The following is a 13,785-nucleotide window of genomic DNA, read 5'->3' as shown; positions in this document are numbered from 1 at the left end:
ATGTCTAAGATGCTTTAGCCCGCATTTCCTGAGTACGGGGTGTTTTTACCCACACCTGAGGCTGGCGATTCATGGCCCTGAGTACCAGCGCGGTGGTAAAGGGCAGGGCGATGAAGAACCCTACTATTGGTAGTACACACAACTGCAGCACCGCCAGGTATTTCCCAATGCCTTTCGGGGCAACAGCAAAATTAATATAGCTACGATACCTGTAGAAAAGGTAAAAAGTAAAACTATAGTAAATCGGTGCCATCCAGCCTAAAACTAATTTCACTTGTTTGGGAATAATAGAGGGGTCCAATTGGCCTTGCAAGGCCAAAACCAAAAATACCAAAGGTGCCACTACCAGAGCCTGGTAGAAATACCACTGGGCATGACCTTTCCAAAAAAGGGTCTTTAACAGCGGTAAACGTATTTCGTCAGAATACTGGACAGCTCCCTGCAACTTGTCAAAAACCTGCAGGTGCCCGCTGCCCCAGCGCAACCGCTGCCGGAAATAGGCTTTGTATCTGGCCGGGGTTTGTTCGGTACTGACTACCGGCAGGTATTCAGGCCACTCCCCTGTTTCCAAGTAGGCTCTTACCCCCAATTCCAGGTCTTCGGAAAGAACCTTGGGGTCATATCCTCCTATTTTGATGAGCAGATCACGTTCCACATGTAAATTAGTCCCCCCCAGGAAAGGCAGGTGCTGCATTAAAATCGGATAATACCATTCGTGGGCCAAGGCCTGGTATAAAGCAATAATCTTATTCATAGGTCCCAGTTGGTAAAAATTGCGTACCTGAAAAACCGGGCCCTGCCACAGCTTCTGGCGTCCTCCGGTAGCAACATAACGGGCAGCAACGTAAAGCAGAGCGTCTTGTTCCGGCCTGCTTTCCGCATCATAAAAACTGCAAATTGTCGTTCCCTTGTCAATATACCCCAGACCGTAATTCAGGGCTCTTGCTTTGGTTGAAGTAACTTCCCTGCCTAAACAAACCCCGCCTACCCGTCCGTCAAAATCATAGGGCACAACGGCATGCTTTAACGCCGGAACATTTTGCCTTGCGGCAAATTCCTTGATTTTTTCTTCTACTACATCCTGAGTGGTGATTTTGCCCGGTTCATGTCTTTTGGTCCGCAGTTCCTTGCCATCAGTGATAATCACTACTTCGTAGCGGTCTTTGGGGTAATTAAGGGTAGCCAAATGATCGATGGTAAGTGCAATTACATCCGCCTCATCCCTGGCAGGAACCAGAATGGAAAAGTAAGGCAGCTGCATGCCCTTTTCCCTGGCATCCACCTGTACTTGTTCAATAGACAAGTTAGGAATCTTTTTCCAGTAAGTTAACCTGGCTTTAACGCCCCAATAAAGGTAACGGAAAAAGAGAAAAGCAACAAGCAATCCAAAAGCTATACTGACCAGATATAAAAACTCAGAAGTTTCCATCCTACCTCATCTCCTCAAAAGTCACATAAAAATCCCCCTCATTCGGGGAGGAGGTTTGTGCTCAAAAGTTCTTATTTATTGTATTAACTAGGTAAATATTCGCTATACTTTGTCATATTCCTGCTGCAAAAAAATTTTTAGTTGTTAGTTGCTAAAACTGACTTTCTTCAGGATATATCTACAGAATAGACGTAAAAATTTTCAATATTATTCCCAAAAGGTTTTTATACAATATTATCTTACTTTGCCTGTTTTCTCAAACTTATGCAGTACCAGGAAGTCCAGCAGGTCCTGCAGCCTAAACCGGATTTTATGCAGCGTTTTAACATCCAGCTGCTTTAGGTTGGTATTTTTACCCATCTCCACAATAAGATCATTTAAGTACATTTCTCCGACTCCTTGTTCCACCAATTGTTTTTTTATTCCCTTGATGTCCATAATAATTTGAGCCTTATTGTCATCCATAGTTTATACCCCTCTTTTAACCTTAGGCTTTTTTGTATTTTATGCAATTTTTGAAATTTTTCCCTATCCGTTATAATTATTTTAGTCATTTTATGAAAATTTTTATGTTTAGGTAAAACTGCCTAAAAAAAAAAGTTAAAAATCAAAGAGCAGCCAAGGCTGCCTTTTTTGCATTCTAGTTTACTTTGACCAGCTGCTCAATGCCAAGCTGCATTTTCCCGTCACTGAAGAAAAAAGGTGCCAGGATGACAGCATCGGCATAGATATAAAGAATATCGTCTAGAACCCTGTAAAAAGCTACGGCTCTGGTTGCATTCTCTGCCCCGCCGTAATCACCGGAACCGTAAAATGTAAAAGAAGTTGCTTCATAGTATTCCAAAGTGCCATCGGGGTGAAAGGCCCATGATTTACTTACCCCGAACGAATTATGGACATAAAGCCCTTGGGAATACTGGCCCCAATCGGCTGTCCATTGGCCTAAAAGGTAAGAGTTGCCGTTAGTCGGATCGGCTCCCAGTTTATGCCTGGTATGAATGGAGCCCGCTATGGTTTCCGCTAATTTTTTCAGCTTCTCTAAATCCATCTCCCAGTTATTATAAACGTCTATCCCAAAAGTTATATCCCCATGCCTGATAAATGCCGTAACTACCGTATTCCCATTAATATCCACTCCGGCATAATAAAGCTTATTTCCTGCAAGGTTCTCCACCTGCCAGTCGAACAATAGCCCTGCAGCCATGAGCGGCCCTGCCAGGGCTCTTTTTAAAACTTCATCAGGTAAACCATTGGAAGGATAGTGCTGAACTTGTGCCTTGTAGCCTTCTGTTTCAGCCACAAATCTAATTATGGTAGAAGGACCTGCCCCTTGGCTGGCCTCGGCAAAAATAACAGGGTTAACTTCCCAATTTGTCCCCAAATTTACAGAGTAATATCCTGCCGGATGCCTCCAAGTTCCACCCACAACCTTCTTCCCCTTTCCGCTTTTCATGATGCACAAAAGTAATACCGCATTACTTTTTCTACTATTATATAGGTATTCGGAGAAAAGGCAATTGATAAAAAAAAAGAGCAGCTTGCTGCTCTTTCCTCAAAGATCATACTTATTTGCACAAAACTTGAGCAAATATTTCCAGGGCATAATCTATATCCTGCTCATTTACATCCTTATGGGTTACCAGTCTAACCATATTATCAGATACCAGGTTCATTTTAATTCCCCTGGCCGCACATTGTTGCACAAATGCTTCGGCGCCCAAAGATTTGCAATCAATTTCAACCACTACTATATTAGTCTGCACAGAATCGGGATTAATGCTGACTCCTGGCAGCTTAGCCAAGCCCTCAGCCAGTTTTTTGGCTAAGCCGTGATCCTCTTTCAAGCGTTCGATCATGGTTTGCAGCGCCACCAGTCCGGCGGCTGCCATTACTCCGGCCTGGCGCATGCCGCCTCCTACCATCTTCCGCCATTTGCGGGCCCTGGCAATAAACTGGCGGGAGCCCACCAGAACCGAGCCTACAGGAGCTGCAAGGCCCTTGGACAGACAAAGCTGTACGGAATCAACATGCTTAGCAATCTCTTTTGCTTCGACCCCTAAGGCAACAGCTGCGTTGAAAATTCGGGCCCCATCCAGGTGGGTCATTAAACCATGCTCTTTTGCGCATTCAACCGCTGCTTCCATCTCTTCTACTGTCGTCACCGTGCCCCCGCCCCGATTGTGGGTGTTTTCCAGACAAAGCAGGGTTGGGTTAGGGAAATGCATGCTTTTGGGACGAAGGGCTGCTCTAATATCCTCCGGCAAAATCTTGCCATCCCGGTGGGGTAAAAGACAGGGCAGTGCACCAACCAATGCAGAAACCCCACCAACTTCGTAATAATAGATGTGGGATTCTGCACCTAACAACACTTCATCCCCTTTTTTCAAATGAGTTAAGAGGGCAACCAAATTACCCATGGTGCCGCTGGTCACAAATAATCCCGCTTCCTTGCCAAGCAGAGCAGCTGTATATTCTTCCAGCTCATTTACAGTAGGGTCCTCCCCGTAAACGTCATCCCCCACTTTTGCCCTATACATGGCCTCTCGCATAGCTTCCGTAGGCTGAGTTACAGTATCGCTGCGCAAATCAACTATTCTTCCCATAACACTCACTCCATTGCTCTTACATTAGACTCTGTATAACATTATACCAGCTTGGCAACAATAGTTGGCAAAAATAGTTGTACGGTTATAGAAAAGTTGGGAAAAACTTTTATGTTGGATTGATAAATGGATTGTTGTTGAGCGCTGTGCTCTGGGCATTGTTATATTTTGCTGTCAAGATTATGCTCAGTGCTTTGTAAGATATAATTGGCACAGTGAAAAAGCCGGTGTTAAACCGGCTCATCTTTATCCGCGTTTCTTATATTCCTCATAAATATACATGAGCTCTTTGTCAAACAGGGATCTTTTTAGCTCTACCGCATGAGCCCGGACCATGGCCAGTATATCAGCAGCTTCTTTTTCATCCAGCTCAATGCCGTATTCCTTGCTAAACTTAGCCTTAATGGCAGCTGTTCCGGAATGCTTGCCAATTACAATTTGGCGTTCCAGCCCAACTTCCTCTGGCTTAAATACTTCATATGTCAACGGGTTCTTCAAAGCTCCGTCGGCATGAATACCCGACTCATGGGCAAACATATTGGAACCGACAATGGATTTCCAAGCAGGCAATTGCCGGCCAGAAGCCCGAGCCACATATTCGGAAACCTCTCTGAACCTTTCGGTCTTGAAGTTCAAATCTGTATCATCCAGGTACTTGAGAGCCATTACAACTTCTTCCAGAGCAGCGTTACCGGCCCGCTCACCCAAACCATTGACAGTTACACCGGCATGGGTGGCCCCGGCCCTAATTCCGGCAAAGGTGTTGGCCGTGGCCATACCGAAGTCGTTATGCATGTGCATCTCGATGTCGATACCTACTTCATCCCTGATTGTCTTAATTTTCTCGTAAGTGGAAAAGGGCTCCATAATACCTACGGTATCGCAGAAACGCAGACGGTCTGCGCCGGCCTCCCTGGCCTCTTTAGCAAAGCGAAGCAAAAATTCCATGTCCGAACGGGAAGCATCTTCGGCATTAACGGAAACATACAGGTTGTGCTTTTTGGCAAATTCGCAGGCAGCCACCATGCTGGACAGCACCTTGTCCCTGGTGCTGTGCAGCTTATATTCGATGTGGATATCGGAGGTGGAAATGGAAATAGCTACTGCATCCACACCGCAGTCAATGGAATGTTGAATGTCGGATATGACAGCCCTATTCCAGCCCATAATGCTTGCCTTAAGACCCGCATTAACAATTTCCTTGATAACCGCCTTTTCATCGCCGCCCATAACGGGAATTCCTGCTTCGATCTGGTGAACGCCAATCTCATCCAACAGCTTGGCAATGCGCAACTTTTCCTGGTTAGCGAAAACCACTCCCGCAGTTTGTTCTCCATCACGTAAAGTGGTATCCACTATAGTGATATGTTTAGTCATTACAAACACCCCTCTCACAATTTTTACGTCTTATTTTGAGACTTATGTCTAAGTTTTCGACACTTTTTGGTAACAAAAAAAAGCATTTTAATGCCCCTAAAAATACCTACATATATACTTTTATTTTTATTCTATATCTACCCTAAAATCTCCTGCTAAAGTCAAAAAAGTTTTAAAGAAATTACGTAGACGAAATTAAATTGGAGGAGACCGCAAAAGTCCCCTCCTATAATATCCCGCTAACTTATTAATTTAGCTCCTAGTGCCCGTCGCCCTGGGTACCGATCCTGGGGTTAACAACTGTAGCAGTCAAGGCACCTGTGGGGCACACGGATACACAAGCACCGCAGTGACGGCATAGCTCTTTGTCTACAGTCATAATCGGGAATTCCAGCTTACGGGCTTTGTACGAGCAAGCAGCCACACAGCGCATGCAGTTGGTGCATCCGCAGTGCAAGCAACGGTTGGCTTCCTCTTTTGCATCTTTTTCTGCCAGACCGAGCTCCACTTCCGCAAAGCCGGGAATGCTCTTTTCAACCGAGAGGAATTGTGCTTTTGCCCTTCTGGTGCCGTCGTCGGCCACGATAATATCAACTGCGCGGCTGCGCTCTACGCCGTAGGTCTCCATAACGCTTCCGTCGCCGCCCAGATACTTATCGATGGTAGCAGCAGCTTCCCTGCCGGCAGCAATGGCCTTAATTACGGAGGCAGGACCGGTAGCACAGTCACCGGCTACAAATACACCTGCGGCTTCGGTTAATCCTTTAGCCCTGTCAGTGACGGCAGGCATGAACGGCGCGTCCACAACTTGTCCCACTGCGGCAATAACTACGTCTGCCTCAAGTGCAACCGCCGGTTCGCCGGTCTTCACAGGCTTCCTTCTGCCTGAGCTGTCCACGTCGCCCAGTTTCATCGGATCATAATAGAATTTCTCTACTTTGCCTGTTCCCTCAATCTTGCTGGGACCGGCCAGGAAGATGAACTTGACTCCCTCCTGTTTAGCGTGGGCTACTTCCTCAGCATAGGCCGGCATTTCTTCTTCCGTCCTGCGGTATGCCACAGTGACTTCGGCTGCGCCCATTCTGAGGGCGGAACGGGCTGCGTCAATGGCCACGTTGCCACCGCCCACTACAACCACTTTCTTGCCATGGAGGCCTCCGGCCCTGCCTAAATTCACATCGCGGAGGAAAGTAACTCCTGAAATTACGCCTGCCAAATCCTCACCGGGGATGCCCAGCTTGCTGTCACCGTGGGCGCCAACAGCAATTAATACGCTGTCGTAGTTTTGCCTCAGTTCCTCCAGCGTAATATCGCTCCCCACTCTAACACCGGTGCGGATTTCCACGCCCATCTTTTCTAAGCGGCCAATTTCCCTGTTCATGGGCTCTTTGGGCAGCCTGTAATCGGGAATACCTACGGCCAGCATGCCTCCCGCGATGGGCAGTGCTTCCAATACTTTAACTCCGTAACCTTTTCTGGCCAGGTAGTAGGCAGCGCTAAGTCCTGCAGGCCCGGCACCCACAACAGCCACTTTTTTGCCGTTGTTGGGAAGCATTGAAGGCAGCGGCAGGCTGTCCCCACAGCTTTCAAAGGTCTTATCGGCCGCCATGCGCTTCAGCAAGCGGATTTGAACAGCATCATCTAAAGTAGCCCTGCGGCATTTGCCTTCACAAGGATGGTCGCACACCCTGCCGCAGATGGCCGGGAACGGGTTGGCAATGCTGACTGTCTTGTATGCCTCCACATATTGTCCTTTTCTGATCTGATCGATATATAGCGGAGCATCCACACCGGCAGGGCAAGCTTGCTGGCATGGAGCATAGTTGGGTTCATAATGGAACTCCAGTTCGGCAACAATTTCATCTTTGGGGAAGTTGGGGAGAGCAACCCCTCTGACACTGGGGATATCCTTATAGCCAAGCTGCTCCAGCAGTCTTGCCAAATCATAATTTAATTTTTCAAAGTACTCCACGCCTTTTAAGACAGCGATGGAGTGGACACCGATGGCATTACACCCTACCATTAAATACTCAACTGCGTCTTCAGCACAGGTCACGCCGCCGGTTCCTACCAGGTTCGGACAGCCGTTTCTCGCTATCTCTGAGTTTATCCGCAAGGCGATAGGCCTGATTGCACCGCCGGACAACCAGCCGTAACCGTTTTTACCCATCATTTCCGGTTTAGCTTTTTTGATATCGATCTTCAGGGTTGGACCGATGGAGTCAATGGCGGTAATACCCGATGCTCCCATTTCCAAAGCTTTCTTGGCAGTGGTTACAGGGTCGGGCCAGTTGCCGCTAAGCTTGCAGAGCACCGGAATTTTTACTCTCTTTAAAGTTGCCTCCAGCATGGGCAGCAGGGTATCTTCAGTGTAGGATACAAGCTCAATCATATCAGCACCGGCATCTTCGCAAGGCTTAACTAAATCTTCAGCCTCCGGCAGGGTATGGCCGACGCTGGCAATTACCACTACGCCGGCTTTTTTGGCCATAGGAATTTCTCTTTCAAACCACACCTCCGGCGGTGAGTCTGCCCATTTTTCGCAGTTAATCAAAGAATCCTTGCCAATTTTTCCGATGTGGTGTACCGGGTTAATGGCCGCATGGTGCCTGATGGTCTTGGTAACCACCGCACCGCAGCCTGCCTGGTGAGCCCTGATCATGCCTTCGGCAGCATAGGTCAGCGGGCCGGAAGAGAGGATGAACGGGCTTTGCAATTTAATGCCGCATAGTTCTGTTGTGAGATCTGCACCTTTCAGACTTTTGAGATCGATCATAGTCACACCCTCCACTTATTTTTTTAAGCTTTTTTCAGACTTCAGTTGCCCGGCTACCTCCGCAATCGCATCGACTACCTGCTCGTAGCCGGTGCAGCGGCAGAGATTGCCGGAAATAGCAACTTTGATTTCCTGGCGGGTCGGCGCGGGGTTAGCATCGAGCAGCGCCTTGGCGCTCATGATTAAGCCGGGAGTGCAAAAACCGCATTGCAGCGCATTGTGCTTGATAAATGCTTCCTGAATCGGATGCAGTTTTTCATTTTCCATTAACCCTTCAATAGTGGTAATGTGCTTGCCTTCCATGGAGAGAGCCAATGTCAAACAGGTGTTAACAGTCTCTCCGTCCACGATGACGGTACATGCGCCGCATTCACCCACGCCGCAGCCTTCTTTTGTCCCGGTAAGGCCCAAGTCTTCCCGCAGCACATCCAATAGCCTGGCATAGGGCTTTACCTCAAGGCTCTCCGGTTTGCCGTTAACAACCATATTCAATTTGACTTTTTCCATTTATTCCACCCCCAGTGCTTGCTGCGTAGTGTTAATTAATTTACACCAAAATAGATTCTAAAGTCTTATATATCGGGGGTTTCAAGTTTTTTTACAATAAAAAACAATAACACCCCCGTTTTTGGTATAATTGAGTCGTTCAAAACAACAATCCACCAAAAGGAGAGTGTTATTGTTGAACTCAATTATACCATTTTTGATACTATACAATCAATTTTTACTTAAACAAATTCGCCAGTTACTTTTGTTTATCGTTAAAAATATTCCCTTAAAAACTCCTAAACAGGATATCACCAGCCCGAAGTATCGTAAGCTTACTGTGGACAGGCTCCCCATTATTAAACAGCCTGAAAAACTTGACTACAAGCAGCTGCTTAACGATTACAAGTCTAAGCATGGTAAAGAGCTTAAACCTGTTAAGTCCCGTGGGAAAAACCCTGTTTCTCCCGATGTTGTTTGCCACCGTTGCGGCGCCCCTCATACATACCTCTACGACAATACAGGAGGCCGTGGTCAGCTTTTATGCAAAGTCTGCGGGCTAAGGTTCAACAAAGATAAGAAGGACTTTAAAATCGGTGCACTTACTTGCCCTTATTGTGGCAGAATCCTTGAGAAAAAGAAGGAGCGCAAGCAATTTAATATCCACAAGTGTACGAACAAGAAATGTCCTTTTTATCTTCAGTCCCTTAAAAACCTTTCTCCGGAAGACCTGGAAGAATACAAGAAAGATAAGCATAAATTTAAGCTACACTACATCTACCGCGAGTTCACTGTCGACTTTTTAAGGTCGATTTAAACAGTATGCCTAAAGGATCAGTCAATTTTACTTTTCGTCACTTTTCTCCTCACATTCTTGGTCTTTGCCTGACCTATCTTGTAAACCTTGGGCTGTCCACACGGGCTACTTCCAGGGCCCTTTGGGAGATCCACGGCGTTAAAATCTCTCATGTTATGGTCAGTAAATATGCCAAAACTGCTGCCGCTTTGGTTAAACCTTACGTTGATAATTTTGATTACAAACCCACAAACTACCTGGCTGCTGATGAAACCTACGTTAAGGTCAGAGGCATCAAGCATTATGTCTGGTTTATTATGGATGCACTCAAAAAATCTATCTTGGGCTATTGTGTATCTGATACAAGGGATGTAGGTCCTTGTATCCTGGCTATGCGTATGGCTTTTGCTAAGTTTAAAGATTTCCCCGCTCAAGCCCTAAAGTTTGTTGCTGATGGCTACTCTGCCTACAAGCTTGCACAGCAGCAGTTCATGCTTAAAGACATGGATTTTAACCTTACGCAGGTATTCGGACTCACCAATGATGATCCTGTTTCGGAAGAATATCGCTGGCTTAAGCAAATTATTGAACGCCTTAACAGGACCTTTAAATTCTCCTATCAGGTGACAAACGGCTATGGTAGTGGGGAAGGCTCAAATACCCATGTGTCACTTTTTGTAGCCTATTACAACTTCCTGCGCCCACACTCCTATACTTACTGGCAGCCACTAAACTCTATTCCGGAACTTGAGTCTATCCCAAACATGCCTGCTAAATGGCAGAAGCTTATTGAATTATCACAGCAGCTTATCCTGTCACAGCAAACACCATAGAACAGGCGGTAGCACCCTTAATCCTTCAACCTCTTATCTGCCCTTAAACATGCGGTTCAAAGACTGTCAAATGCCTTTCTTCGAAGGCAATGACCTCTTGACAGGCTTTGAATCCGCATTGTTATGCTCTTCATAGAGGTTGGAGGTGTTTTGTTTTACTGTTCTTCTGGGCTATCTCGTTTTTCAGGTGACATTTTGGGTTTAGTCTGTCCCATATACTCCTTAAACTGCATTTTTCATAAGTTAGTTAACACTATCGCTTGCTGCAGCGCCCTGCGGGTCAAAACCGCAATCACAGGCTCTTTATATGGAGTAGACCACCTGATTCCCGATTGTTTGACCATTTCTTCCGCCACTTTCTTACCGGCCTCTTCCAAAAGCTCAGCAGTTGGCACCTTACCTACCAGCACTTCCTCTGCAGCAGCTACCCGGCCGGGCTTCGGCAGGACGGAACCGGGAGCAATACGGGCCTCGGCCACTTTCCCCTCTCCGTCCAAAACCAGGCAGACAGCCACATTCATTCTGGCAATGGCCAGCGCTTTTCTCCTGCCCAGCTTCAGGAAAGCTGTTTTGGCTCCTGCCGGCAGCCGCTTAAAGCTGATTTCCGTCAACAGCTCATCAGCAGCGATATTCGTACGGTAGGGTTTTTCAAAAACACTTGTAACCGGCACTACCCTGACCCCCCGCACGCTTTCCAGCTTTAAGCTGGCATCCAGTGCCACCAGCGCCGGTACCGGGTCCGCCGCCGGGGAAGCGTTGCAGACACTTCCCCCGATGGTGCCACGGTGCCTGATCTGGGGTGAGCCGACAGTGTTACAGGCTGCGGGGAGAAAAGGCGCTGCTGTCCTGAGCATGGGCGAATTATAAATCTGGTCATGGGTAACCAGGGCGCCAATGCGGACCACGTCCTCGTCTCCCTGGATGTAGCGCAGGCCGTTCAATTGGCTGATATCCACCACGTATTTCAGTCCCGCCAATTTTTTATCCTCATCGCGGATTTGGACCATCAGGTCGGTGCCGCCGGCTATGACTTTAGCCGCGCCGCCGTATTTATTCAGCAACTCACATGCTTCCTGAACCGAAGCAGGTCTTAAGTATGCAAAGCGCATCATCAGGAATTACCTCCTGCCCTTAAGGATTTACCTAACAGCACACGTTCCAGGTCGAAGGGCAGCCTTCTGAGACGTTCACCTCTGGCTTCTTTCAGCACGCTGTTCACTGCGCTGGCAATTGCCGCTCCCACAGCTTCCGTCGCAGGCTCGCCTAAACTTTTTGCCCCGTAAGTCCCCTCGGGATCGTCGCATTCAAACAATACCGGTTCCATTTCAGGTACATCCATGGCTGTGGGGAAAATATAGGAATCGAAGTTTACCGTCCCTACTTTTCCTTGCTCCACTTCCACTTCTTCAGTAAGCGCAAACCCCATTCCCATGGCTATACCGCCGTAGATCTGGCCTTTGGCCAAAGCGGGGTTGATTACTGTGCCGCAGTCATGGCCGGAAGACACTTTCAGCACATCCACATAGCCTGTTTCCAGATCAACCTCCACTTCCGCCACTACGCAGGCGTAGGAATAGGTGGGGAACACATCCCCCTGGCCGGTATGGTGATCAAAATGCAGCGGTTTGGGTTCAAACCATTCGTAGACGCTCAGCTGTTTACCGGACCAGAGCCGGGCAGCACATACTTTGCTTAGCGGTATCTTTGTGTTGGGATCGCTTTTGGCATAACACATGCTGTCTTCGATTACCACTTCATCCAGCGGGGAAAGGTTCAACATATCCGCAGCAGTTTCCTCAAGGAGTTTTCTCAGCTTCAATGCTGCTTTTCTCATGGACTGGGCACCCATTACCGTTCCCCGGGAAGCAACAGTCATACCGCTGTCGGCGATAGCATGGGTATCCACACCGATATGGTGGATATCCTCCACCCGCACCCCCAAAGCTTCAGCTGCAATCTGCGTATAGGCGGTCTTTAAACCCTGCCCGTTTTCGGCAGTACCGGAATTAATGATGATTGTCCCGTCTTCCAGGGCAGTTACTTGGGCACCGGAGGCATCGGGCGATTCGGCTCCGAGGCCGCAGCCCCGGTAACAGGTCACAAAGCCAATGCCGCGCCTCTTTGGTCCGGTTTGCTGCTTATATTGCTCCCGTTTGGCCACAAAGTCCGTTTTTTCCAACATGTATTCCATGATTTCCCGGATAAGCGTAGGTTGGACCAGCTTTTGGCCGGTTGCAGTTAAGTCGTACTGTTTTAACAAGTTCTTTCTTCTTAATTCAATGACATCCATGTTCAGCGCCTCAGCCAATTCCTCAATTAAGGATTCCTGGGCAAAGATAACCTGCGGTGAGCTGTACCCGCGGAATGCCCCTCCATGGATATTGTTGGTGAAGACGCCGAAAGTGTCGGTTTTGACGTTGGGTATATTATAAACGCCGGCAGAATGGATAGCCGCCCTGCAGTTCATATACTGGGTCTGGTTGTTATAGGCACCGCTGTTGTCAATCAGCTGACCTTCCAAAGCCAAAATCCTGCCGTCTTTAGTCGCCCCGATTTTGTAACGGAACCTGAAGGGATGGCGCTTGGAGCTCTCCAGGAAAGACTCTTCCCGGCTCACCACCATTTTCACCGGTCGACCGGTGGCTTTGGCAAGTAAAGCTGCCCTGCCTACCGTGAGCCCTACCAGTTCCTCTTTACCCCCGAAAGATCCGCCCAGCGTCTGCTGTACTAGACGGGCCTTATTCATTGGAATTTGCAAAGCATCGGCAATATACCTTCTGCCAAAAAAGGGGTTCTGGGAAGATGAATAAACCGTCATGGTGCCGTCAACCGGGTTGGAAACCGCCACACAAGCTTCCGGTTCAATATAGGAATGCTCCACAAATTGGGTCCTGTACTCCCGTTCAATAATCACGTCACACTGCTTGAAGGCTTCTTCCACATTTCCCTTGCGTATTGGGTAATATGACTCTAAGAAAACGTTTCCTTTAGTCCCGGGTGTGGGGATACCGTCCACCAAGCCTACACCCTTTTCCCTGACCTGGATTGCGTCGGGTTTTAAGGCGTCGTCAATGGTATATACACCCTCCAGCTCTTCGTATTCAACCTCAATTGCTTTTAAAGCCTCTTCGAGGGTTTCTTTGTCCTCGGCAGCCGCTATGGCCACAACATCGCCCACATACCTGACTTTATCGGTGATGTACATGTAGTCGGCCCAGCTTTGCGGTTTGGGAATATCCGCTGCAGTTAAGACAGCTTTTACACCGGGAATAGCTTTTGCCTTGGAAGTATCGATTTTGACAATGTTAGCATGGCTTAACCCGCTTCTCAGGCATCCGCCCACCAGCATATTGGGAAATTTCAGATCAGCAGCATATTGAGCACGGCCCGTAACCTTGTCAACCGCATCAACCCGGGGTACCGCCCTATTCAGAACCCTGAAGCTCTTGCTCCCCATCAGTGGCATAAAGTCACCTCCACATTTA

9 protein-coding genes and 1 pseudogene are annotated in these 13,785 nt (G+C 47.9%); 1 reads left to right on the top strand and 9 read right to left on the bottom strand.

The features are described 5' to 3' along the window. Positions 1 to 4: 4 nt before the first annotated feature. The 7 genes from EYS13_RS00580 to EYS13_RS00550 all read right to left on the bottom strand — a co-directional run bounded on the left by EYS13_RS00580 (position 5) and on the right by EYS13_RS00550 (position 8,692). Positions 5 to 1,429, bottom strand: a complete 1,425-nt coding sequence (locus tag EYS13_RS00580) for a glycosyltransferase family 2 protein (protein ID WP_227764944.1) — start codon at positions 1,427 to 1,429, stop codon at positions 5 to 7. Positions 1,430 to 1,663: 234 nt separating this feature from the next. Continuing rightward, positions 1,664 to 1,894, bottom strand: coding sequence for a hypothetical protein (locus EYS13_RS00575; RefSeq protein WP_227764942.1), 231 nt, complete (start codon positions 1,892 to 1,894; stop codon positions 1,664 to 1,666). Positions 1,895 to 2,069: 175 nt separating this feature from the next. Beyond that, entirely contained in the window at positions 2,070 to 2,855 is a 786-nt protein-coding gene (locus EYS13_RS00570) for a hypothetical protein (protein ID WP_227764941.1), read from the bottom strand. 139 nt (positions 2,856 to 2,994) lie between these two features. Continuing rightward, positions 2,995 to 4,032, bottom strand: a complete 1,038-nt coding sequence (gene ltaE, locus EYS13_RS00565) for a low-specificity L-threonine aldolase (protein ID WP_227764939.1) — start codon at positions 4,030 to 4,032, stop codon at positions 2,995 to 2,997. A 246-nt stretch (positions 4,033 to 4,278) separates the two neighbouring features. Further along, positions 4,279 to 5,409 carry a homocitrate synthase gene (gene nifV / locus EYS13_RS00560; RefSeq protein ID WP_227764937.1) on the bottom strand — a complete coding sequence of 377 codons (1,131 nt, stop codon included), beginning with the start codon at positions 5,407 to 5,409 and terminating at the stop codon, positions 4,279 to 4,281. A 259-nt stretch (positions 5,410 to 5,668) separates the two neighbouring features. Further along, positions 5,669 to 8,185 carry an FAD-dependent oxidoreductase gene (locus EYS13_RS00555; protein WP_227764936.1) on the bottom strand — a complete coding sequence of 839 codons (2,517 nt, stop codon included), beginning with the start codon at positions 8,183 to 8,185 and terminating at the stop codon, positions 5,669 to 5,671. Between the two features lie 15 nt (positions 8,186 to 8,200). Beyond that, a complete protein-coding gene (locus tag EYS13_RS00550) occupies positions 8,201 to 8,692 on the bottom strand; it encodes a (2Fe-2S)-binding protein (RefSeq protein ID WP_227764934.1) in 492 nt (163 codons plus the stop codon). A gap of 175 nt (positions 8,693 to 8,867) precedes the next feature. Between EYS13_RS00550 and EYS13_RS16435 the strand changes: the two are divergent. Next, positions 8,868 to 10,300 (top strand): annotated as a pseudogene (locus EYS13_RS16435) (IS6 family transposase). A gap of 236 nt (positions 10,301 to 10,536) precedes the next feature. On the opposite strand, the gene EYS13_RS00535 reads toward EYS13_RS16435, so the two are convergent. Both EYS13_RS00535 and EYS13_RS00530 read right to left on the bottom strand, forming a co-directional pair. Continuing rightward, complete coding sequence (locus tag EYS13_RS00535) at positions 10,537 to 11,412, bottom strand: FAD binding domain-containing protein (protein ID WP_227764932.1); 876 nt, start codon at positions 11,410 to 11,412, stop codon at positions 10,537 to 10,539. Continuing rightward, positions 11,412 to 13,766: a xanthine dehydrogenase family protein molybdopterin-binding subunit gene (locus EYS13_RS00530; RefSeq protein WP_227764931.1), complete on the bottom strand. Its 2,355-nt coding sequence runs from the start codon at positions 13,764 to 13,766 to the stop codon at positions 11,412 to 11,414. Before EYS13_RS00530 ends, EYS13_RS00535 begins: the two co-directional genes overlap by 1 nt. Positions 13,767 to 13,785 lie beyond the last annotated feature (19 nt).

Origin of the sequence: Zhaonella formicivorans, assembly GCF_004353525.1 — a bacterium.
In the GTDB taxonomy this organism is placed as follows: domain Bacteria; phylum Bacillota; class DUOV01; order DUOV01; family Zhaonellaceae; genus Zhaonella; species Zhaonella formicivorans.
Note: the sequence above shows the minus strand (reverse complement) of the source record. Positions and strands in the feature narration are given on the sequence as shown.

What these genes read in the sequence shown, in the direction of transcription:
- EYS13_RS00580 (WP_227764944.1), bottom strand. Translation starts at nt 1,429, where the DNA reads ATGGAAACTTCTGAGTTTTTATATCTGGTCAGTATAGCTTTTGGATTG.
- EYS13_RS00575 (WP_227764942.1), bottom strand. Translation starts at nt 1,894, where the DNA reads ATGGATGACAATAAGGCTCAAATTATTATGGACATCAAGGGAATAAAA.
- ltaE (WP_227764939.1), bottom strand. Translation starts at nt 4,032, where the DNA reads ATGGGAAGAATAGTTGATTTGCGCAGCGATACTGTAACTCAGCCTACG.
- nifV (WP_227764937.1), bottom strand. Translation starts at nt 5,409, where the DNA reads ATGACTAAACATATCACTATAGTGGATACCACTTTACGTGATGGAGAA.
- EYS13_RS00555 (WP_227764936.1), bottom strand. Translation starts at nt 8,185, where the DNA reads ATGATCGATCTCAAAAGTCTGAAAGGTGCAGATCTCACAACAGAACTA.
- EYS13_RS00550 (WP_227764934.1), bottom strand. Translation starts at nt 8,692, where the DNA reads ATGGAAAAAGTCAAATTGAATATGGTTGTTAACGGCAAACCGGAGAGC.
- EYS13_RS00535 (WP_227764932.1), bottom strand. Translation starts at nt 11,412, where the DNA reads ATGATGCGCTTTGCATACTTAAGACCTGCTTCGGTTCAGGAAGCATGT.
- EYS13_RS00530 (WP_227764931.1), bottom strand. Translation starts at nt 13,766, where the DNA reads ATGCCACTGATGGGGAGCAAGAGCTTCAGGGTTCTGAATAGGGCGGTA.